Source organism: Streptomyces sp. NPDC005004, assembly GCF_053600675.1.
The window spans coordinates 228,435-250,351 of record NZ_JBSGAH010000012.1; the positions used below are offsets into that span (position 1 = coordinate 228,435).

Annotated in this window: 18 protein-coding genes and 1 pseudogene; 5 read left to right on the forward strand and 14 right to left on the reverse strand. The window is 73.1% G+C overall.

Features of this window, described 5'->3' with window-relative positions; all coding sequences use genetic code 11:
* The first annotated feature begins 47 nt into the window (after positions 1–47).
* The gene (locus ACWEEU_RS19555) at positions 48–854 is read left to right on the forward strand and encodes a helix-turn-helix domain-containing protein (protein ID WP_451733851.1); all 807 of its coding nucleotides are present in this window, start codon (positions 48–50) and stop codon (positions 852–854) included.
* Between the two features lie 100 nt (positions 855–954).
* Entirely contained in the window at positions 955–1,710 is a 756-nt protein-coding gene (locus ACWEEU_RS19560) for a hypothetical protein (RefSeq protein WP_451733853.1), read from the forward strand.
* Positions 1,711–1,747: 37 nt separating this feature from the next.
* On the opposite strand, the gene ACWEEU_RS19565 is transcribed toward ACWEEU_RS19560, so the two are convergent.
* Positions 1,748–3,007, reverse strand: a complete 1,260-nt coding sequence (locus tag ACWEEU_RS19565; protein WP_451733855.1) for an AI-2E family transporter — start codon at positions 3,005–3,007, stop codon at positions 1,748–1,750.
* Positions 3,008–3,171: 164 nt separating this feature from the next.
* Positions 3,172–3,366: a DUF3046 domain-containing protein gene (locus ACWEEU_RS19570; protein ID WP_385747712.1), complete on the reverse strand. Its 195-nt coding sequence runs from the start codon at positions 3,364–3,366 to the stop codon at positions 3,172–3,174.
* A 79-nt stretch (positions 3,367–3,445) separates the two neighbouring features.
* On the opposite strand from ACWEEU_RS19570, the gene ACWEEU_RS19575 reads away from it, so the two are divergent.
* A complete protein-coding gene (locus tag ACWEEU_RS19575; RefSeq protein WP_451733857.1) occupies positions 3,446–4,390 on the forward strand; it encodes a hypothetical protein in 945 nt (314 codons plus the stop codon).
* Positions 4,391–4,401: 11 nt separating this feature from the next.
* Here ACWEEU_RS19575 and ACWEEU_RS19580 read toward each other — a convergent pair whose 3' ends face one another.
* The 3 genes from ACWEEU_RS19580 to ACWEEU_RS19590 form a co-directional block, all read right to left on the reverse strand.
* Positions 4,402–4,710, reverse strand: a complete 309-nt coding sequence (locus ACWEEU_RS19580; protein ID WP_385747708.1) for an AzlD domain-containing protein — start codon at positions 4,708–4,710, stop codon at positions 4,402–4,404.
* Entirely contained in the window at positions 4,707–5,483 is a 777-nt protein-coding gene (locus ACWEEU_RS19585; RefSeq protein ID WP_385747706.1) for an AzlC family ABC transporter permease, read from the reverse strand. The genes ACWEEU_RS19580 and ACWEEU_RS19585 overlap by 4 nt, the downstream gene beginning before the upstream one ends.
* A 112-nt stretch (positions 5,484–5,595) precedes the next feature.
* Positions 5,596–6,435, reverse strand: coding sequence for an AraC family transcriptional regulator (locus ACWEEU_RS19590; protein ID WP_451733860.1), 840 nt, complete (start codon positions 6,433–6,435; stop codon positions 5,596–5,598).
* Between the two features lie 100 nt (positions 6,436–6,535).
* On the opposite strand from ACWEEU_RS19590, the gene ACWEEU_RS19595 reads away from it, so the two are divergent.
* Positions 6,536–11,458: an ATP-dependent helicase gene (locus tag ACWEEU_RS19595; RefSeq protein ID WP_451733862.1), complete on the forward strand. Its 4,923-nt coding sequence runs from the start codon at positions 6,536–6,538 to the stop codon at positions 11,456–11,458.
* A gap of 97 nt (positions 11,459–11,555) precedes the next feature.
* Entirely contained in the window at positions 11,556–12,398 is an 843-nt protein-coding gene (locus tag ACWEEU_RS19600) for an Fpg/Nei family DNA glycosylase (protein ID WP_451733864.1), read from the forward strand.
* Between the two features lie 294 nt (positions 12,399–12,692).
* On the opposite strand, the pseudogene ACWEEU_RS19605 reads toward ACWEEU_RS19600, so the two are convergent.
* From ACWEEU_RS19605 to ACWEEU_RS19645, 9 genes and pseudogenes are all read right to left on the reverse strand, one after another.
* A pseudogene (locus ACWEEU_RS19605) lies at positions 12,693–12,914 on the reverse strand (hypothetical protein); the annotation flags it as partial.
* Positions 12,915–13,083: 169 nt separating this feature from the next.
* On the reverse strand, positions 13,084–13,554 hold the full coding sequence (locus ACWEEU_RS19610; RefSeq protein WP_385747699.1) for a Dps family protein: 471 nt from the start codon (positions 13,552–13,554) through the stop codon (positions 13,084–13,086).
* 279 nt (positions 13,555–13,833) lie between these two features.
* Positions 13,834–14,208 carry a helix-turn-helix domain-containing protein gene (locus tag ACWEEU_RS19615; RefSeq protein ID WP_018547420.1) on the reverse strand — a complete coding sequence of 125 codons (375 nt, stop codon included), beginning with the start codon at positions 14,206–14,208 and terminating at the stop codon, positions 13,834–13,836.
* 109 nt (positions 14,209–14,317) lie between these two features.
* Positions 14,318–14,863, reverse strand: a complete 546-nt coding sequence (locus tag ACWEEU_RS19620; protein WP_451733866.1) for a CinA family protein — start codon at positions 14,861–14,863, stop codon at positions 14,318–14,320.
* The gene (gene pgsA, locus ACWEEU_RS19625; RefSeq protein ID WP_385751540.1) at positions 14,860–15,603 is read right to left on the reverse strand and encodes a CDP-diacylglycerol--glycerol-3-phosphate 3-phosphatidyltransferase; all 744 of its coding nucleotides are present in this window, start codon (positions 15,601–15,603) and stop codon (positions 14,860–14,862) included. Before pgsA ends, ACWEEU_RS19620 begins: the two co-directional genes overlap by 4 nt.
* Positions 15,600–17,072 (reverse strand): 30S ribosomal protein S12 methylthiotransferase RimO, encoded by a 1,473-nt coding sequence (rimO, locus tag ACWEEU_RS19630; protein WP_451733868.1) that lies wholly within the window; start codon positions 17,070–17,072, stop codon positions 15,600–15,602. The genes pgsA and rimO overlap by 4 nt, the downstream gene beginning before the upstream one ends.
* A gap of 103 nt (positions 17,073–17,175) precedes the next feature.
* Entirely contained in the window at positions 17,176–18,021 is an 846-nt protein-coding gene (locus ACWEEU_RS19635; RefSeq protein WP_451733870.1) for a helix-turn-helix domain-containing protein, read from the reverse strand.
* Positions 18,022–18,337: 316 nt separating this feature from the next.
* Positions 18,338–21,067, reverse strand: a complete 2,730-nt coding sequence (locus ACWEEU_RS19640) for a DNA translocase FtsK (protein ID WP_385750470.1) — start codon at positions 21,065–21,067, stop codon at positions 18,338–18,340.
* A gap of 136 nt (positions 21,068–21,203) precedes the next feature.
* Complete coding sequence (locus ACWEEU_RS19645) at positions 21,204–21,884, reverse strand: response regulator (protein ID WP_385750472.1); 681 nt, start codon at positions 21,882–21,884, stop codon at positions 21,204–21,206.
* Positions 21,885–21,917 lie beyond the last annotated feature (33 nt).

Below are 21,917 nucleotides of genomic sequence, written 5' to 3' on the forward strand. Positions count from 1 at the left end.
CTGACCGGCTGACGCGAGCGGCTAGCGTCGAAGGCGTGACGCACGACATGGCAGACACCCTGGGCGAGTTCCTGCGGGCCCGGCGCGCCCGGATCGGCCCCGAGGAGGCGGGCCTGCCCGCGGGCAGCCGCCGCCGGGTGCCCGGACTGCGCCGCGAGGAGGTCGCGCAGCTCGCCGGGATCAGCCCCGAGTACTACCTGCGCCTGGAGCAGGGCCGCAACCTCAACCCCTCCGACCAGATCCTCGCCGGGCTCGCGACCGCGCTACGGCTCGACGAGGACGCGGTCGCCTACCTCCGCCGCCTCGCCCGCAGGGCGTCCGCGCCCGCAAGCCGACGCCGTGCCCGCGCGCGGGCCGAGCAGGACGCCCCGCAGGCGCTCCTGGACAGTTGGCCCGACACCCCCGCCTACGCGCAGGACACAGGCGGCCGAGTGGTCGCGGCGAACCGCCTGGCGGTGCGGCTGTGCCCGTTCTTCGCCGTGGGGGCGGACCCGCTGCGCGCCGCCTTCCTGGAACCGGGGATGCGCGCGCTGTACCCGCACTGGGACGAGATGACCACCAAGGCCGTCTCCGGTCTGCGCGCCATGCTCGACGTGGAGGAGCCCGATCCCGCCCTCCTGGAGACCATCGGCGAACTCACCCTCGCCAGCAAGCGTTTCGCCGCCCTGTGGGCGCGCCGCGAGGTCCGCCGCCGTGACACCGGCCACACCCTGCTGCGCCACCCGGTCGTCGGCGACCTGGAGCTGCGCTACGAGAAGCTGCTCCGCCCGCAGGCCCGCCAGCTCGTCGTGGTCTACCACGCCGACCCGGGCTCGCCCTCCGCCGACCGCCTGCGCCTGCTCGGCGAGAGCTGAACCGCGAAGCGCCCCGGGGACGGCCCTGCTCCCCGCGTCGTAGGGCAAGTGCCTCCGGCCGTACGACGACCGCGCCGGGCGCCGCCGGAAGCCTGGGCGCATGAAGAATCCGCGCGCCGCCGTACACGCCGTAGAACGCCTCTGCCATGCGACCGGTCTGCTGCTCGTGCTCTCCGGTCTCGTCCACCTGGTGGTGTTCGCGGTCGACGGCAGGCCGTGGGACGGACCGGTCTCCTGGCGCAAGCCGGTCACGTTCGGGCTGTCCTTCGGGGTGACGCTCATGGCCGTCGTCTGGGTCACGTCGTACGTGCGGCTCGGCGCGCGCACGCGCGTGGCGCTGCTCGCCGTGTTCGCCACCGACTGTGTGGTGGAGGTCGGCGGGATCACGCTCCAGGCGTGGCGGCGGGTGCCCTCGCATCTGAACATGGAGACGCCGTTCGACACGGGCGTGTCCATGATGCTCGCGGTCGGGGGCGGCGTCCTGGTGGCGGTGCTCGGTGTCCTCGCCGTCGCGTCCTTCCGGCGGCGGCCCGGGGGACCCGCGGGGATGGCGCTGGCGGTGCGGTCCGGGTTCGCGATCCTGCTGGTGGCGCTGGCCTCCGGCGCGGCCATGATCGCGCGCGGGGTCGTCCTCACGCGCACCGGTCACCAGGCGGCGGCCTATCACTCGACGGCGCCGCTGAAGCCGCTGCACGGGGTGAGCCTGCACGCCGTACTGGTCCTGCCGGGGCTGGCCTGGCTGCTGTCCCGCACCACCGCGAGCGCGCGGACCCGGTGGCGCATCGTGGCGGCGGCCACCGGGTGTTACGTCGCGGCGGTCGCGGGAGCCGTCGTGTGGGCCGTGCTGACGTACTGAGCCGACGTACTGAGACGACCCCGCTACGGCCGCCCGGTCAGGACGGCGCCTTCTCCTCCGCCGGCCGCTCGCGCGCCCACAGCAGGCGGGGAAGCATCCCGGGTCGGTTGGCCCGCAGGCGGTGTCCCTGGACGCGCGGGTCGTCCGTGACCTGGTAGCGCTTCACGTAGGCGCCGAGGAACGCCTGGAGCGTGGCGACCGCCGGGATGGCGATCAGGGCGCCGACCGCGCCGAGCAGGGCCGTGCCCGCGATGACCGAGCCGAAGGCCACCGCCGGGTGGATGTCGACGGTCTTGGAGGTCAGCTTGGGCTGGAGCATGTAGTTCTCGAACTGCTGGTAGACCACGACGAAGACCAGCACCCACACCGCGTACCAGGGCGCCACGGTGAACGCGATCAGCATGGGCAGCGCGCCCGCGAGGTAGGTGCCGATGGTCGGGATGAACTGCGAGACCAGGCCCACCCAGACACCGAGCACGGGCGCGTACGGCACGCCGAGGGCCTGGAGCAGGACGTAGTGGGCGACGCCGGAGATGAGCGCCATGAGGCCGCGCGAATAGATGTAGCCGCCGGTCTTGTCGACGGCGATCTCCCACGCGCGCAGTATCTCGGCCTGGCGCGCGGGAGGCAGCACCGAACACAGGCCGCGCCGCAGCCGGGGTCCGTCGGCGGCGAAGTAGAACGAGAACAGTCCGACCGTGAGGAGCTGGAAGAGTCCGCCGAGCACCTGGGCGGACACGTCGAGGACACCGGCCGCGCTGTTCTGCGCGTACTTGCGCAGCCAGTCGGAGTGCAGCAGCCCCTCCTGCACGTCCACGCGCTTGAGCTGCGTGTGGAAGGTCTGGTTGATCCAGTTGATCAACGAGTCCAGGTACTCGGGGAAGCCCTCGATCATCTTGATGATCTGCCCGGCCAGCATCGAGCCGAGCAGGGTGACGAAGCCCGCGGTGACGACCGCGAGGCCGAGGAAGACCAGGAAGGTGGCGAGTCCCCGGCGCATTCCGCGCGCGGACATCCGGCTGACGGCCGGTTCGATCGCGAGTGACAGGAAGAACGCGATCAGGATGTTGATCAGCAGTCCGGTCAACTGGTGGAACGCCCAGCTTCCCAGCTGGAAGGTGGCGATCAGCGCGAGCGCGAGCACCATGGCGCGCGGCAGCCAGCGCGGCATCCGGGCGTTGCGCAGGGTGGTGCCGTCGGCCGGCGCGACGGCGGGCGCCACCGGTTCGGCCGGGGGCGCCGAGGGCCCGGACGGGGATGCCGCGGGCCGGTCGTCGAGGTCGTCAGTAGGTGCCACGCGCCAAGTCTCGCCCACGCCGCCGACAGCCGGTGCCGCTCGGGGCCGGCTCGGCCTATGACCGTGGACACATACGCCCGCGGACGGCCCCCGCGCCCGGGCGATCCGCGTATTTCGCGGGTGTCTTCCGGCCGATGCGGCAGGTCATCGCAGGTGCGCGGATATCAGCGCTTCTCGCCCGGCACGTCCATGACCGTGCACACCACCCGCCACACGTCCTTCGCGGCCCAGCCCGCGTCCAGCGCCTCGTTCACCGTGCGTCCGCCCAGTTCGGACATGACGTGGTCGCGCGCGAACATCTCGGCGTACCCCGTGCCGAAGTGTTCCGCCATCCGCTGCCAGAAGACCGTCAACCGCATGACTCCAGTATCCCGCCCTCGGGGGTGCGCCCGTCCCGGACCGTACACAAGGACCCCGTTCCGCCCTACGGTCTGACCCATGTCCGACTCGGGAACCACTCCACGCCCCCCTGTGCCCCCGGCGCACTCCCCGCTCTTCCGTGCCGAGCAGTTCGTCTGGCTCACCGCGCGCGTACTGGAGCAGCGGCTCTTCGCGTTCCACTTCCTGAACGGCGCCGCCGACGCGGTGGAGGCGGCGCTGGACGCCTATCGCAACGACGACGGCGGCTACGGCCACGCCCTCGAACCCGATCTGCGCGGTCCGGTGAGCCAGCCGCTGCACACCGCCCGCGCGCTGCGCGTGCTGGACGCGGTCGGCCGCTGCGGCGGTCAGCGGGTGGAGCGGCTGTGCCGCTATCTGACCTCGGTGTCCACCATGGACGGCGCTTTGCCCGCCGTGGACCCTTCCCAGCGCGGCTATCCGGCGGCGCCGTTCGTGCCCGTCGTGGAGGACCCGCCGAGCGAGCTGCTCGCGACCGGGCCCGTGGTGGGTCTGCTGCACCGCAACGAGGTGTGGCACGCGTGGCTGTTCCGGGCCACCGACTTCTGCTGGGAGGCGGTCGAGTCGCTGGAGAAGTCCCACCCCTACGAGGTGGAGGCGGCCGTGGCCTTCCTGGACTCCGTGCCCGACCGCCCGCGCGCGGAAGCGGCCGCCGACCGGCTCGGGCGCCTGGTGCGCGAGCAGCGGCTCGCGGCGCTGGAGCCGGACCGCCTCGACGCGTACCCGGTCGCCCCGGGCTACGCCCCGGACGAGCACCATTTCCCGCACGACTTCGCCCGCACCCCGGACTCGCTCGCGCGCGCCTGGTTCACCGACGAGGAGATGGCCCGCTCCCTGGACTTCCTCGCCGCCGAGCAGCAGGAGGACGGCGGCTGGCCGGTCCGCTGGCGTGAGTGGGCGGCCGTACCGGCCCTGGAGGCCCGGCCGGCCCTGACGATCGACGCGCTGCGGACCCTGCGGGCGTACGGCCGCTACGTGGGCTGACGCCGGCTCCCTCAGCCACCGAGCATCCGCACTCCCGCCGTCACCGCCACGGCCACCGCGACCACCAACAGGAACGGCGCGCGCAGCACCAGGGCGACGGCGGCCGCCGCGACACCCGCCGCGCGGGCGTCCAGGACCAGCGCGTGGCCGTCGGCGAAGGTCTGCTGGGCCGTGAGCGCGGCCAGGAGGGCGACGGGGAGCAGGGCGGCGAGGCGCCGCACCAGGGGGCGCTCCATGGCCCCGGCGGGGACGAGGAGTCCGGCGAGCTTGACGGCGTAGCAGCCGAGGGCGGTCGCGCCGATCGCGATCCAGGTGTTCAACGGTTCTCCTCGGAGTCGACCGGCAAGGGCGCCGGGTCGGGTATGCCCTCGCCGCCCCGGCCGGTGAGGCGGCGCTCCGCGAGCAGGGCGAGCGGTGCCGCGAGCGCCGCCACCAGGACCGGCACACCGGCGGGCAGCACGGGCAGCAGACCCAGTCCGAGCAGGACCGCGAGGCCCGCGACCGCGCGCTCGGTGGTGGTGCGCAGCATGGGCGCGAGCAGGGCCAGGAAGACGGCGGGTCCGGCGGCGTCCAGACCCCAGGCGTCGGTGTCCCCGATGGCGCGGGCGCCGAGCGCGCCGAGCAGCGTGGTCAGGTTCCACAGCACGTAGAGGCTCAGTCCGGTGACGGTGAAGCCGAGCCGCGCTCCGCGCCGGTCGCGCTGCGCCAGGGTGACGGCGGTGGTCTCGTCGATCACCCACTGCGCGGCAAGCGGCCTGAGCGCGCGCGGGAGGGCCAGCACCTGGGAGAGGCGCAGTCCGTAGAACGTGTTGCGCACACCGAGGAAGAACGCCCCGGCGGCGGCCGTGAACGGGCTGCCTCCGGCCGCGAGTGCCCCGACCAGCGCGAACTGCGATGCGCCGGTGAACACCAGGAGGCTGAGCGCGCAGGTCTGGAGCAGCCCGAGCCCGCTGCCGGCCGAGGTGACGCCGAAGGCGAATCCGGAGAGCCCGACGGCGACGCCCACGCCGAGCGCGTCCCGTACGACGGCGCTGTCCGGCCGTGCCGCCCCCTGGGCGGTCCTGTCCTCTGGTGCTGTCTGTTGCTGTGCCACACCCCGGACGCTACGGCCGCTCGCGCGCGCGGGTCTTGTACGTTCTTGCGCCCGCCCCCGACCCGCGCCCCGCCTCCGGTGCCGTTCCGCGCGCCTTCAGGGGGTGTCTCACCTAGAGCCGCTCGCGCCGGTACGCCCCCGGCGGCACTCCCACGATCCGGGTGAAGTGCCGGTTCAGATGCGGCTGGTCGGTGAAGCCGACGGCGACGGCCGCCTCGGCGGGCGCGCTGCCCGCGTCCAGGAGGAGCCGCGCACGGCGCACCCGGGCGTCGGTCAGCCAGGTGTGCGGCGGCATCCCGTAGGCGGCGCGGAAGGCGCGCAGCAGGGCGAACGGGCTGGTGCCGAGGTCGGCGGCGAGGCGCTCCAGCGTGGGCGGCGCGGCCATCCGTTCCTGGAGCACGGCACGCGCGCGTGCGGCGAGCGAGGCTCCGGCGCTGCGGGGGCGCCGCTCGGGCAGCGCGCCGCCGTTGAGCCGCAGCAGCCTGGTCACAGCCACGCTCAGCAGGGTGTCGGCGGCCAGCGCGTTGCCCTCGTCGACGGCACGCAGCACCTGGTGGACCAGGCGGGCGGCGTAGGGGTCGTCGAGCACCGGGGTGACGAAGCCGGGCGTCCCCCGGAGCGTGGTCGTCTCGGCGGCGATCCGGGCCACCACCTCGGGCGAGGGGTAGACGGCGCCGTACCGCCAGCCCTCGGGGACGCCGGCCCGGCCGGTGTGCGGGGTGTCCGGGTTGACCAGCGCGAGGGCCCCGGCGCCCGCCGAGACGTCGCTGCCCCCGTGCTGGAAGACCTCGACGCCATCCGCGATGGCGGCGATCACGAAGTGCTCGTGGGTGTGCCGGACGAAGCTCTTGCGGACGTAGTGGGCGCGCAGCAGGTCCACGCCGGGCAGTTCGTCGGACCGCCAGTGCCGTGCCCGCTCCGTCGAAGACCGTGCCCGCTCCCCAGAAGACATGCGCCCATTGTCCGCCACGCCAGACCAGTCCGCGCGGACCGCTTCCGTACCGTTTGCGCAGGTCAGGAGGATTGTCAGTGGCAGGGTGCAGGATAGATGCATGGTCAGCTCCGCCCCTTCGGCCCTCGACGGCTTCTCCCCCGCGACCCGCGGCTGGTTCACGGGGGCGTTCTCCGCGCCCACCGAGGCCCAGGAGGGCGCCTGGCGGGCCATCCAGCAGGACTCGGACGCGCTGGTGGTCGCGCCGACCGGCTCCGGCAAGACACTGGCCGCGTTCCTCGCCGCGCTGGACCGGCTGACCTCCACACCGCCCCCGGCCGACCCGAAGAAGCGCTGCCGGGTGCTGTACGTGTCACCGCTGAAGGCCCTCGCGGTCGACGTGGAGCGCAATCTGCGCAGCCCCCTGACCGGCATCCGCCAGGAGTCCGTCCGCCTCGGTCTGCCCGAGCCCGAGGTCAAGGTGGGCATCCGCTCCGGCGACACCCCGCCCGCCGAGCGGCGCGCGCTGATCACGCGGCCGCCGGACATCCTGATCACCACGCCCGAGTCGCTGTTCCTGATGCTGACGTCCGCCGCGCGCGACGCGCTGGCGGGCATCGAGACGGTGATCCTCGACGAGGTGCACGCGGTCGCGGGCACCAAGCGCGGGGCGCATCTCGCGCTGTCCCTGGAGCGGCTGGACGAGCTGCTGCCGAGGCCCGCCCGCCGCATCGGCCTGTCCGCGACCGTCCGTCCGGTGGACGAGGTGGCCCGGTTCCTGTCGCCCGGCCGCAAGGTGGAGATCGTCCAGCCGGAGTCCGGCAAGGAGTTCGACCTGTCCGTGGTCGTCCCGGTCGAGGACATGGGCGAACTGGGCGGCTCTCCGGCGGCCGACGGCGGCGAGGGCGCGGAGAAGCCGTCGATCTGGCCCCATGTCGAGGAGCGGATCGCGGACCTGGTGCAGTCCCACCGCTCGACCATCGTGTTCGCCAACTCCCGCCGCCTGGCGGAGCGGCTGTGCAACCGGCTCAACGAGATCGCCTACGAGCGCGCCACCGGCGAGAAGCTCGACGAACACCACGCTCCCGCTCAGTTGATGGGCGGTTCGGGCGCCGCCCAGGGCGCGCCCCCGGTCATCGCCCGCGCGCACCACGGCTCGGTCTCCAAGGAGCAGCGCGCCCTGGTCGAGGAGGACCTGAAGGCGGGCCGGCTGCCCGCCGTGGTCGCCACCTCCAGCCTGGAGCTGGGCATCGACATGGGCGCGGTCGATCTCGTCGTCCAGGTGGAGTCCGCGCCCTCGGTGGCCTCCGGCCTCCAGCGCGTGGGCCGCGCGGGTCACCAGGTCGGCGCGGTCTCCACCGGTGTGGTCTTCCCGAAGTACCGGGGCGACCTGGTCCAGGCCGCGGTGGTCACCGAGCGGATGCGCTCGGGACGCATCGAGTCCCTGAAGGTGCCGTCCAACCCGCTGGACGTGCTGGCCCAGCAGCTCGTCGCCATGACGTCGCTGGACACCTGGCAGTACGACGACCTGCTCGCCGTGGTGCGTCGCGCGGCGCCCTTCGCCTCGCTCCCCGAGTCGGCGTTCACGGCCACCCTGGACATGCTCGCGGGCCGCTACCCGTCCGACGCGTTCGCGGAGCTGCGCCCGCGCGTGGTGTGGGACCGCGTGGCCGGGACGATCAGCGGCCGTCCGGGCGCGCAGCGGCTCGCGGTCACCTCCGGCGGCACGATTCCCGACCGTGGCCTGTTCGGGGTGTTCCTCGCCGGGTCCGACCCCAAGAAGGGCGGCGGCCGGGTCGGCGAGCTGGACGAGGAGATGGTCTACGAGTCCCGCGTGGGCGACGTGTTCACCCTGGGCACGAGTTCCTGGCGGATCGAGGACATCACCCGCGACCGGGTCCTGGTCTCCCCCGCGCCCGGGGTGCCCGGCAGGCTGCCGTTCTGGAAGGGCGACCAGCTCGGCCGCCCGCTCGAACTGGGCCGCGCGGTGGGCGCGTTCCTGCGCGAGGTCGGCTCGCTGTCCAAGGGGGACGCCCGGCTGCGCCTGCTGACGGCGGGCCTGGACGCCTGGGCGGCGGACAACGTGCTGTCCTACCTGGACGAACAGCGAGAAGCCTGCGGCCATGTCCCCGACGACCGCACGATCGTGGTCGAGCGCTTCCGCGACGAACTCGGTGACTGGCGTGTCGTCATCCACTCCCCCTTCGGCGCCCAGGTGCACGCCCCCTGGGCGCTCGCGCTCGGCGCCCGCCTGTCCGAGCGGTACGGCATGGACGCCCAGGTGATGCACGCCGACGACGGCATCGTGCTGCGGCTGCCCGACGCGGATCTGATGGGTCTCGACCTGCTGGACCACGAACCCGTGCGCGCGGGGACGGAGTTCGACGGCGAGCAGGCGCCGGTCGGCGCGGCGGACGTGGCCTTCGACAAGGCCGAGGTCGACCGGATCGTCACCGAACAGGTGGGCAGCTCCGCGCTGTTCGCCTCCCGGTTCCGCGAGTGCGCCGCCCGGGCGCTGCTGCTGCCGCGCCGCAACCCCGGCAAGCGCACCCCGCTGTGGCAGCAGCGCCAGCGCGCGGCGCAACTGCTGGAGGTGGCGAGCGAGTTCGGTTCGTTCCCGATCGTCCTGGAGGCGATCCGCGAATGCCTCCAGGACGTGTTCGACGTGCCGGGACTGGTCGAGCTGATGGGCGACCTCGAGTCCCGCAAGGTCCGCATGGTCGAGGTCACCACCCCCGAGCCGTCCCCGTTCGCCCGCTCCCTGCTGTTCGGTTACGTCGCCCAGTTCCTGTACGAGGGCGACTCCCCGCTCGCCGAGCGCAGGGCCGCCGCGCTGTCCCTGGACTCCCGGCTGCTGTCCGAGCTGCTCGGGCAGGCGGAGCTGCGCGAACTGCTCGACGCGGACGTGCTCGCCGAACTGGAGCGCGAACTCCAGTGGCTCACCGAGGACCGCCGCATCAAGGACGTGGAGGGCGTCGCGGACCTCCTGCGCGTCCTCGGCCCGCTGACCGACGAGGAGCTGGCCGAGCGCGGCGCCGAACCGCAGTGGGCGCCGGAGCTGGCCGCCACCCGCCGTGCCATCAAGGTCCGCGTCGCGGGCCGCGAGCACTGGGCCGCCGTCGAGGACGCGGGCCGGCTGCGCGACGCGCTCGGCACCGCCCTGCCGGTCGGCGTGCCCGAAGCGTTCACCGAGCCGGTCAAGGACCCCCTCGGAGACCTCCTCGCGCGGTACGCGCGCACCCACGGCCCGTTCACCTCCACCAGCGCCGCCGCCCGCTTCGGCCTGGGCGTGTCGGTCACCGAGGGCGCCCTCCAGCGGCTCGCCGCGAACAGCCGTGTCGTGCAGGGCGAGTTCCACCCGGCGGGCATCGGCCAGGAGTGGTGCGACGCGACGGTGCTGCGCCGGTTGCGCCGCCGTTCGCTGGCCGCGCTGCGGCACGAGCTGGAGCCGGTCCCGCCGCCCGCGCTCGCCCAGTTCCTGCCCCAGTGGCAGCACATCGGCAAGGGCCACACCCTGCGCGGAATCGACGGACTGGTGCGCGCCGTCGAGCAGTTGCAGGGCGCGCCCGTGCCCGCGTCCGCGCTGGAGAAGCTGGTCCTGCCGTCCCGTGTCGCGGACTACAGCCCCGCGATGCTCGACGAACTCACCGCCGCCGGAGAGGTCGTCTGGTCCGGCGCGGGTGCCCTGCCCGGCAAGGACGGCTGGGTCTCCCTCTACCTCGCCGACACGGCCCCGCTGCTGCTGCCCCCGCCGCCCCCGCTGGAGCTCACCCCGCTCCACCAGTCGGTGCTCGACGCCCTCTCGGGCGGCTACGGCCTGTTCTTCCGGCAGATCGCCGACCAGGTCCGCGCCACCACGCACCCCGAGGCGAGCGACGCCCACCTGGCCGACGCCCTCTGGGACCTGGCCTGGGCGGGACGCCTCACCAACGACACGCTCGCGCCCATGCGTTCACTGCTCGGCTCGGGCCGTACGGCCGGTTCGACGGCCCACCGCGCCAAGCGCAACATCCCGCGCGGGCGGTACGGCTCCCTGACCGCCGCCGCGCGCGCCGCCTCGCGTACGGGCCCGCCGACCGTCGCGGGCCGCTGGTCCCTGCTGCCCGCGCCCGAGCAGGACCCCACCGTGCGCGCCCACGCACGCGCCCGCGCCCTGCTCGACCGGCACGGCGTGGTGACCCGCGGCGCGGTCGCGGCGGAGGGTGTCGAGGGCGGCTTCTCCGCGGTGTACCGGGTGCTGTCCGCCTTCGAGGAGAGCGGTCAGGCACGGCGCGGTTACGTGGTCGAGGGCCTGGGTGCCGCCCAGTTCGCGATGGACGGCGCGGTCGACCGGCTCCGCGCGGTGTCCAACGCGCGCGACCGCGGCGAGGCCCTGCCCGCGGCCCCGGACGGCTTCGCGCTGCCCGACGGCACCCCGCCGTTCCCGGGCGCCCTCGACCAGCCGGGCCTGCCCGCCCTGGACGGCGACTTCGCCTGGCCCCCGCGGAACGACGCCACCCCGCCGGACGCGTACGCCCCGGCCGACCCCTTCGCGGACGCCGGCTACGGCGGCCCCCGGGGCGGCTCCCCCGCGTCCCCCTTCGGCGCCGCCGCGAGCCCCCCGTACGCGAACCGCGCCTACGCGAGCCGCCGAGGCCGTACCCCCGCCCCCGACTCCCGCGCGGTGGTCCTGGCCGCCGCCGACCCCGCCAACGCCTACGGCGCCGCGCTCCCCTGGCCCGACTCGCCGACCGGTGCCGGGCACAAGCCGGGCCGCAAGGCGGGCGCGCTGGTCGTCCTGGTGGACGGCGAGCTGACGCTGTACATGGAGCGCGGCGGCAAGACCCTGCTGGCCTGGCCGTCCACCCCGGACGGCGCCGAAGCCGACGACCCGCGCCTGCGCGCGGCGGCCGAGGCCCTGGCGGCGGCCGCCCGCGCGGGCTCCCTGGGCACCGTCACGGTGGAGCGGATCAACGGCGCCGCGGCCCTGACCTCCCCCACGGGCACCCTCCTGGAGAACGCCGGCTTCATCGCGACCCCGCGCGGCCTGCGACTGAGGATCTGAGCACCGATGAGCACCTCGGCACCCGCACCCCTCCGACACCCCGGCCGCACCCGGGTGACCGGAGCCGCACCGCACCCCGCCGTGGCACGCTGGAGCCATGCCCGAAGGTGACACGGTCTGGCAGGCCGCGAAACGGCTGCACACCGCGCTCGCGGGCCGGGTGCTGACTCGCAGCGACTTCCGGGTGCCGAGGTACGCGACGCTGGACCTCACCGGCCGTACGGTCCTGGGTACCGTCGCGCGCGGCAAGCACCTGCTCACCCGCTTCGAGGGCGGCCTGACCCTGCACACGCATCTGCGCATGGAGGGCGCCTGGAAGGTGTACGCCCCGGGCGAGCGCTGGCGCGGCGGCCCCGGGCACCAGATCCGCGCCGTCCTGGGCGCCGACGACCGCACGGCCGTCGGCTACCGCCTCCAGGTGCTGGAGTTCCTGCGCACCGCCGACGAGGAGCGCGCGGTGGGCCACCTCGGCCCCGATCTGCTCGGCCCCGACTGGAACCCGGAACTCGCCCTGGCCAACCTCCGGAGGGATCCCGACCGCCCCCTCGGCGAGGCCCTCCTCGACCAGCGCAACCTGGCCGGCATCGGCAACATCTACAAGAGCGAACTGTGCTTCCTGCTCGGTGTGACCCCCTGGCTGCCGGTCGGCGCACTGCCCCCGGACCGGGCCGCCCAGTTGCCCGCGGTGGCCCAGCGGCTCCTGGAGATCAACCGCGACCGCCCCGTCCGCCAGACGACGGGCCTGCACCGGTACGACCTCTTCGTGTACGGCCGCGCGCCCCGCCCCTGTCTGCGCTGCGGCACCTCCGTCCGGGTGGCGGACCAGGGCGACGGCTCCCAGGAGCGCCCGACCTACTGGTGCCCCACCTGCCAGCCGGGCCCCGCCCCGGCACCCGGTTCGCCCCAGCGCTGGCGTGACCGCAACCCCCGCCGGTCCTGACCGGCAGCACGCTCACCCCCGCCGGCCGTCCCCCGGCCCGGACCCACGCTCCACCGGCGCCCCCGCACCGGACGCCCCGGAGCCAGAGGCCCTGGACCCAGGCGCCCCCGCACCGGACGACCCCGCAGCAGACGGCGCCGAGTCGGCCGGCACCACGAGAGACGGCCCCGCCACAGACGCCACGGAAACGGGCGGCCCGGAAACAGCCGCCCCGACGACACCCGCCCCCGAACCGCTCGCCTCGGCAGCCCCCGCCGCCGCCCCTGCCCCGCCCACACCCCCACTCGCGCTCCCACTCCCCCGCCAAGCCTCCCGCCACCGCCCCGGCCCCACGGCCCCCGCCGCCCGCTCCCTGGCCACGCAGTGCACCGGCAGCACCCCCAGCCCCCACCCGCCGAGCACCACGGAGCCCTCCAGGACCCCCGCACCCTCTCCCAGGGCCAGCCGCAACGCGGCCCACCACCACACCGTGCCCAGCCCGAGAACAGCCCCCCAGCGCATCACACGCCCCACCATGGCCCGCCACCTCCAGCCGGACGCTAGAGCGCCGCCTGTCCCGCGAGGAAGGCGCACCGAGGGCTCACCGGAGCAGGACCGGGAGACGGACTCCCGGTCCGTGCCCTGCGTGCGCCGACGCCCAGGGCCTCTCATTCGGGTCATGCCGGGCTCGTCCAAACGAAGAGCCCTAGGAGTTCTCCGCCTGCCACATCCAGTGGTGTTTCTCGAGGTCGCCCGTGATCCCGATGAGCAGGTCCTCGGTCACCGGGTCGGCCTCGCCGGTCGCGTGCACACGTTCACGCATACGAGTGATGACCGCACCGAGGGCCCCGACCATCGCGCCGACCGCGTCGGTGTCCTTGATCCAGCCCGCGGGCGGGGACTCGATACCGCTGTCGGAGGCCACGGAAGCCGCCCGTCCGTCCGGTGAGACACCGAGCGCGGAGGCCCGTTCGGCCACCGTGTCGGAGTGGGCGCGCGCTGAGGCGACCACGTCGTCCAACTGGAGGTGTATGGAGCGGAAGCGCGGGCCGACGACGTTCCAGTGGATCTGCTTGGCGACCAGCGAGAGGTCCACCAGATCGACGAGCGCGCCCTGCAGGGCGTCGGACACGGTCTTCAGCGCGTCCTCGGGCAGCGGGCTCTTCACCACGTACATCGCCGTTCCTCCGGGGGTCTCGGGCAGCCGGCATCGGCCTGCCTCCACCATGACCGGCCCCGTGGACCCCGGCAAACGGTGGAGCCGGGACGCAAGCCGCCACGCCGTGGCCACGCACGAGCCCCGCCGATCGGAGGAACGCGGGCGCACCCCCGGAAAGCCCCGCCCGCGAAGGAAAGACGGACATGCGAAAGCCCCGGCCGGGCCTCACCAGGGTGTCCCTGGGAAGCCCTGCCGGGGCTTCACACGTTCGGGGCTGTCAGGCCGCGCGCGTGACGATCACGCGGCGACCACGTCGACCGCCTCGGCCGGTGCCTTGATGGTCACCCGTTCCGGTGGCACACCGGTCACCGAGACGGAACCCAGCATCGGACGGACCGGCGCCGGGACGGCGTCGGTGACCGCGGCGGACTGGGCGAGCTCGGCGAGGGCGAGCTCGTCGCTCACTTCCCGCATGAGTTCCGACATCCGTACGTCCAGCGCGTCGCAGATGGCGGAGAGCAGCTCGGAGGAAGCCTCCTTCTGCCCCCGCTCCACCTCGGAGAGATAGCCGAGTGAGACTCGGGCGGACGAGGAGACTTCGCGCAGAGTACGGCCCTGGCGCTGGCGCTGCCGACGCAGCACGTCACCCAGCAGGCGACGGAGCAGAATCATCGGTGGCTCCCTCCTCGGACCGCGTAGCCGCATCCTTCTCGCCCCACCGTACCGCCTTGCGCCGCGGCCGTGCGGGGAGCGATGTCGTGTTCACTCAGGGCTGCAAACATCAAAACCCCCCGTTCCGTTCCGTATCCTGTGCCCGCTCATTTCCGGTCTGTTCGCCCGCAAGCTCCCGTAGAAGCAGCGCGAGTACGCTCCGTACACTCTCCCTACGAATTTCCGCACGGCTGCCGTTCAACCGCAGGGCCTCCACTTTTCCGCCGGGGGCGGAATCAAGGCGCTTTCCGGCCGGTCCGGCGACGGCGACGAAGACCGTGCCCACCGGGTTCCCGTCCTGCGGGTCGGGGCCGGCGACGCCCGTGGTGGCGATGCCCCAGTCGGCCCCGAGGGCCTGGCGCACCCCTGCGGCCATCTGGACCGCGACCTGCGGATCCACCGCCCCGCGCCGCTCCAGGAGAGCGGCGTCGACACCGAGGAGCCGGTGCTTGAGCTCAGTGGCGTAAGCGGTGACCGAACCACGGAAGACCCGGGACGCCCCGGGGACCGCGGTGATGTCGGCGGCGACCAGACCACCGGTCAGCGACTCGGCGACGGCGAGCGTCTCTCCGCTCACCGTCAGTAGCCGGACCAGTTCGGTGGCCGTGGTCGTCACGCTTCCAGTTCCTCCAACGCCGCCGCACGCTCCGCGATTCCCCGGCGGCGCAGCACGATGGCCTGTCTCACATAGTCGAGTCCGGTGACCACGGTGAGGATCACGGCGGCGGCCATCACCCAGAACCTGAGGCTGGCCAGCCAGCCGGTCAGCGCGAGCACGTACATGCCGACGGCGACGCCCTGGGTGAGCGTCTTGAGCTTGCCGCCCCGGCTGGCCGGGATCACGCCGTACCGGATGACCACGAAACGCAGCAGCGTGATGCCGAGTTCCCTGCCGAGGATGATCCCCGTCACCCACCAGGGCAGGTCGCCCAGGGACGAGAGGCAGATCAGCGCCGCGCCCATGATCGCCTTGTCGGCTATCGGGTCGGCGATCTTCCCGAAGTCGGTGACGAGGTTGTAGGTGCGCGCCAGATGACCGTCGAACAGATCGGTGATCATGGCGATGGCGAAAGCCGCCCAGGCGAGCGAGCGCCAGGCGGGGTCGTAGCCGCCGTCCTCCAGCATCAGGACGACGAAGCCGGGCACCAGGACCAGCCGGAGCATGGTCAGCAGATTGGCGACGTTCCAGACGCTGGCCTGGTTGACGGCGGCGGCCGCGAGCTTGCCGCCGCGCAGGGGCCGAGCGTCCGGCGCGAGGGCGGGACCGGAGACCTCCGGAACACCGTCGGCGGCCCGGTCCGAAGCGCTGCGCGCGCCGGGAGAGCCGCCCGAGGCGGATGCCGGGACTCCGGTCATCTGGCCGCCTCCTCGCTACACACCGACGAGCCCGGAAGCGGCTCGGCCACCAGGTCGACGCCCTCGGTGCCGACCACCTTGGCCTCGACGATACGTCCGACGCTCAGGCCCTCGCCGCTCGTGAGCAGCACCTGGCCGTCCGTCTCCGGCGCCTGGTGGGCACCGCGCCCGTACGTCCCGTCCTCGCCGTCGACGGACTCCACGAGGACGTGCACGGTCTCCCCGACGCGCTCCTCGGCGCGCTGCGAGACCAGCTCCTCGGCGAGCCGCGAGACGCGGGCGAGGCGCTCGGCCACCACGTCCTCGTCGAGCTTGCCGTCGTAGGTCGCGGCCTCGGTGCCGTCCTCGTCCGAGTAGCCGAAGACACCGATGGCGTCCAGGCGGGCACCGGTCAGGAAGCGCTCCAGCTCGGCCAGGTCGGACTCGGTCTCGCCGGGGAAGCCGACGATGAAGTTGGAGCGCACACCGGCCTGGGGCGCCTTGGACCGGATGGTGTCCAGCAGTTCCAGGAAGCGGTCGGTGTCGCCGAAGCGGCGCATGGAGCGCAGCACGTTCGGCGCGGAGTGCTGGAAGGACAGGTCGAAGTACGGGACGACCTTCGGGGTGGAGGTCAGCACGTCGATCAGACCGGGCCGCATCTCGGCCGGCTGGAGGTAGCTGACGCGCACCCGCTCGACGCCGTCCACCTCGGCCAGCTCGGGCAGCAGGGACTCAAGCAGGCGGATGTCGCCCAGGTCCTTGCCGTAGGACGTGTTGTTCTCGGAGACCAGCATGATCTCCTTGACGCCCTGCTCGGCCAGCCAGCGCGTCTCGTTGAGCACGTCGCTGGGGCGGCGGGAGATGAAGGAGCCACGGAAGGACGGGATGGCGCAGAAGGAGCAGCGCCGGTCGCAGCCGGAGGCGAGCTTGACCGAGGCGACCGGGGAACCGTCCAGACGGCGGCGCAGGGGCGCGCGGGGGCCGGAGGCGGGCGCGAGGCCGTCCGGGAGGTCGGTCGGGCCGTGGCCGGGCAGGGCGACCGTGGCCGCGGACTCCTGGCGCTCGGCCGGGCTGATCGGCAGCAGCTTGCGGCGGTCGCGCGGGGTGTGGGCGGCGTGGATGCCGCCGGACAGGATGGTCTGCAACCGGTCGGAGATGTCGGAGTAGTCGTCGAAGCCGAGCACGCCGTCGGCCTCGGGCAGCGCCTCGGCCAGCTCCTTGCCGTACCGCTCGGCCATGCAGCCCACGGCCACGACGGCCTGGGTTCTGCCGTGGTCCTTGAGGTCGTTGGCCTCCAGGAGGGCGTCGACGGAGTCCTTCTTGGCGGCCTCGACGAATCCACAGGTGTTGACGACGGCGACATCGGCGTCCGCGGCGTCCTCGACGAGCTGCCAGCCGTCCGCCTCCAAGCGGCCTGCGAGCTCCTCCGAGTCCACCTCGTTACGGGCGCAGCCGAGAGTGACGAGTGCGACGGTACGGCGTTCAGGCATGGGCTCAAGACTACTTTGTCTGACCGGCACCCTATGTCGACGGGGTTGGCCGCAGCGGCCAACCCCGTCGACATCACCACTCACCCCGAGGTCACCCGGTGGGTCAGCCCACCTCGGGATCGCCCTTGGTGTACGTCAGACGCTCCACGGCGCCCGGCCGGAATTCGTCGTCGATCTTCTTGCCGTTGACGTAGAGCTGGATCGCCCCGGCGTCTCCGAGGATCAGGTTGATCTTGGAGCTGTCCTGGAAGGTCTTGGACTGGCCCTTGTCGAGCAGTCCATCGAAGAGCATCCGGCCGTTGTGGTCCTTGGCGGAGATCCAGCTGCGCCCGTTGGCCGCGCTGACCTGGACGGTCACCTTGTCCTGGGGGGCGGCGGCGATGGCGCTGTCGGACGGGTCGGACTTCGGCGTGACGGGCTTGGCCGGGGCCGGCGTGGCGGACGGGGACTTGGTGACGGTGGGCGAGGGGCTGCCGTCGGCGGCCTGCGTGTCGGCACCGCCGCCGTCGCCGCCCTTGAAGGCGGTGAAGCCGACGAAACCGATCACGACGACGATCGCGGCGACCATGGCGGCCGTCCAGTTGGGCCCCCGCCGTTCGGGGCGGATGCGTTCGGCCTCGAACAGCGGCGCGGCCGGGGTGGGCGCGGGCCGCCCGCCGTGTTCGGCGTCGAACTGCGCGACCAGCGGCGCGGGGTCGAGGTGCACGGCGCGGGCCAGTGTGCGAATGTGCCCACGGGCGTACACGTCGCCGCCGCAGGGCGCGAAGTCGTCGGCCTCTATGGCGTGCACGATGGCGAGACGGACGCGCGTGGCGTTGCTGACGTCGCTCACCGTCAGACCGGCGGCGAGGCGCGCCTGCTTGAGGGCATGGCCGACGGAGGGGCGCTTGTCGTCGGGTACGTCGTGGAACGGACGCTCGTCTTCGGGGGAGTTGCTGCCGATGGACACGGGGGCGCCTTTCGAGCGTGTGAGCCACCTGTGCTGGGGGTTCAGTCTAGGCGGGGTACGAAAGGGTGGGGCAAGCGGGCGACGGGACTTTGTACGCCATCGGAATGGCCGGTCAGTCCGACGGCGGGACGGGGGAATCGGCTCCCGAAAGAAACCTCTACCCCGCATCTCGCTCAACTTGACGTACTGCGAAGGGAAACGGTTGCCCGCCGAGATCTAACGGGTGGATCACGGCGGTGCGGCCACCCGGCGCAACAGCGACACGCCGGGTGGCCCGCTCTCCTTCAGCGTGTTAGGGCCCGCCACACGGCGGGTCCTAGCCGTCAGACTCCCCCCGGATGACGGCGAGCACTCCGTCCAGTTCGTCAGGTTTCACGAGAACGTCACGAGCCTTGGAACCCTCGCTCGGACCCACGATGTTCCGGGACTCCATGAGGTCCATCAGCCGGCCCGCCTTGGCGAAGCCCACGCGCAGCTTGCGCTGGAGCATCGAGGTGGAGCCGAACTGCGTGGAGACGACCAGCTCGGCCGCCTGGCACAGCAGGTCGAGGTCGTCGCCGATGTCCTCGTCGATCTCCTTCTTCTGCTTGGTGCCCACGGTGACGTCGTCCCGGAAGACCGGCGCCATCTGGTCCTTGCAGTGCTGGACGACGACCGCGACCTCCTCCTCGGTCACGAACGCGCCCTGCATGCGGGTCGGCTTGTTGGCACCCATGGGCAGGAACAGGCCGTCGCCCTTGCCGATGAGCTTCTCGGCGCCGGGCTGGTCGAGGATGACGCGGGAGTCGGCCAGCGAGGAGGTCGCGAAGGCCAGCCGGGAGGGCACGTTGGCCTTGATGAGACCGGTGACCACGTCCACGGAGGGCCGCTGGGTGGCGAGCACCAGGTGGATGCCGGCGGCGCGGGCGAGCTGGGTGATACGCACGATGGCGTCCTCGACGTCGCGGGGGGCGACCATCATCAGGTCGGCCAGCTCGTCCACGATCACCAGCAGATAGGGGTACGGCTGCAGCTCGCGCTCGCTGCCGGGCGGCGGGGTGACCTTGCCCTCGCGCACCGCGCGGTTGAAGTCGTCGATGTGCCGGTAGCCGTAGGCGGCGAGGTCGTCGTAGCGCAGGTCCATCTCGCGCACGACCCACTGCAGCGCCTCGGCGGCCCGCTTGGGGTTGGTGATGATCGGCGTGATCAGGTGCGGGATGCCCTCGTAGGCGGTCAGCTCCACGCGCTTGGGGTCGACCAGGATCATCCGCACGTCCTCGGGGGTCGCGCGCATCATGATCGAGGTGATCAGGCAGTTGATGCAGGACGACTTGCCGGAGCCGGTGGCGCCGGCGACCAGCATGTGCGGCATCTTGGCCAGGGAGTGCATCACGTACCCGCCCTCGACGTCCTTGCCGAAGGCGACCAGCATCGGGTCGTCGTCCTCGGCGGACTCCGCGAGGCGCAGCACGTCGCCGAGGTTGACCATCTCCCGGTCGGTGTTGGGGATCTCGATGCCGACCGCCGACTTGCCGGGGATCGGGCTGATGATCCGCACGTCCGGGCTGGCGACGGCGTACGCGATGTTCTTGGTGAGCGCGGTGATCCGCTCGACCTTCACGGCGGGGCCGAGCTGGACCTCGTAGCGGGTGACCGTCGGGCCCCGGGTGAAGCCGGTGACGTCGGCGTCCACCTTGAACTCGCTGAACACCGTGCGCAGCGAGGCCACGATCGCGTCGTTGGCCGCGCTGCGCGACTTGCCGGGGCCGCCGCGGGTGAGCAGGTCGAGCGAGGGCAGCGCGTAGGTGATGTCCCCGGAGAGCTGGAGCTGTTCGGCGCGCGCGGGCATCTCGCGGGGCGCGGGCGGCGGGGAGGACTTGGTGAGGTCGGGGACGCTGCCGGAGTCCGAGGAGGTGTCCCGCTTCGGACGGGCGCCCGGCACCGGGGACGGCGTCGGCACCGGCGTCGTCTCCTCGCGGTCGCCCGTGCTCACTCCCTGGGTGAGGTCGGCGACCACCGGGGAGGGCGGCATCCCGTGCAGTACGGCGCCGTCGAGCGCGGCGGCCGCGGCGGCGGCGACGTCCACCGCGTCCATCGGCCGCTGGGGGTCGGGCTGGGGCGCGGCGGAGCGCCTGGGGCGGCTCCGGCGGCGCGCGAGGGCGTCCTCCTCGGCGCCGTCCGCGTCGGGCCCCGCCGGGGCGCCCCGGCGCGTCCTGGGGCGTCCTGGGGTGCCTTCGCGCCATTCCTCGTCGTAGTCCGCGAACTCCCCGGCGTGGAAGGCGTCGACGTCCGGGTCGTGCACCACGCCGAGGCGCACGCCGAGCGCGCGCAGGCGCTGCGGAATGGCGTTGACCGGGGTGGCGGTGACGACCAGCAGCCCGAACACGGTGAGCAGCACCAGCAGCGGTACGGCGAGCACCGCGGTCATGGTGTACGTCAGCGGGGTCGCCGCGGCCCAGCCGATGAGGCCGCCCGCGTCCCTTATGGCCCGCATCCCGTCGCTGCGGGCGGGCGAGCCGCAGGCGATGTGGACCTGGCCGAGGACGCCGACGACGAGCGCGGACAGGCCGATCACGATCCGCCCGTTGGCCTCCGGCTGTTCCGGGTGCCGGATGAACCGTACGGCGATCACGGCGAGCAGGATCGGCACCAGGAGGTCGAGCCGCCCGAAGGCGCCGGTGACGAGGATCTCCACCAGGTCGCCGACCGGACCCTGCAGATCGGCCCAGGTCCCGGCGGCCACGATCAGCGCGAGGGCGAACAGCAGGAGCGCCACGCCGTCCTTGCGGTGGGCGGGGTCGAGGTTCTTCGCGCCCTGCCCTATGCCCCGGAAGACAGCGCCGACCGCGTGCGCGAGACCCAGCCAGAGGGCGCGCACGAGCCGGTACACGCCCCCGGTGGGGCTGGGCGCGGGCCTGGCCGGCACCGGCTTGCGTGCCGGGGCCTTCCTGGCGACCGCCTTCTTGGCCGGTGCCTTCTTCGCGGGGGCCTTCCTCGCCGGAGCCTTCGCGGGAGCGGCCGCCTTTCTGGCGGGCTGCTTCTTGGCTGCGGAGGGACGTGAGGCCATGGGTGTGAGGTTACCGGTGAGGACGACGGCGGACACGTGTGCCCAGAGCTTCACCCGTTCGTGTCGCCCGTGCCGGGGCACGGAACTGACGTGCCCTCATGGACGCCCGTACGGAGCGGGCGCCGGTCCCGGCACGTCAGTTCTGCGGAGGCAGCGGCGCGCCCCCGCCGTCCGCGCCCGGCTCCAGCGCGTCCAGCGCGCGTCGCAGCCCGGTGAGCTTGCGCTCCAGATGGGCGGCCGTGGCGACCGCCGCCGCGTCCGCCGACTCCTCGTCCAGTTGCTTGGAGAGCGCCTCGGCCTGCTCCTCGACGGCCGCGAGCCGCGCGGACAGCTCCGCGAGCAGCCCGGCGGGCTCCTTGCCGGCGACCGTGTTCTTGCCGCCGCCCTCCAACTGGAGCCGCAGCAGCGCCGCCTGCTCGCGCAGTTGGCAGTTCTTCATGTACAGCTCGACGAACACCGACACCTTGGCGCGCAGCACCCAGGGGTCGAACGGCTTGGAGATGTAGTCCACCGCGCCCGCCGCGTACCCCCGGAAGGTGTGGTGGGGGCCGTGGTTGATCGCGGTCAGGAAGATGATCGGGATGTCCCGCGTCCGCTCCCGCCGCTTGATGTGCGCGGCCGTCTCGAAACCGTCCATGCCCGGCATCTGGACATCCAGCAGAATGACCGCGAAATCGTCCGTGAGCAGTGCTTTGAGCGCTTCCTCCCCGGACGATGCCCGCACCAGCGTCTGATCGAGCGCCGAGAGGATGGCCTCCAGCGCCAGCAGATTCTCCGGCCGGTCATCGACCAGGAGGATCTTGGCCTTCTGCACCATGGCCCGCCCTCCTCGCCCCGGCGGTACACCGGG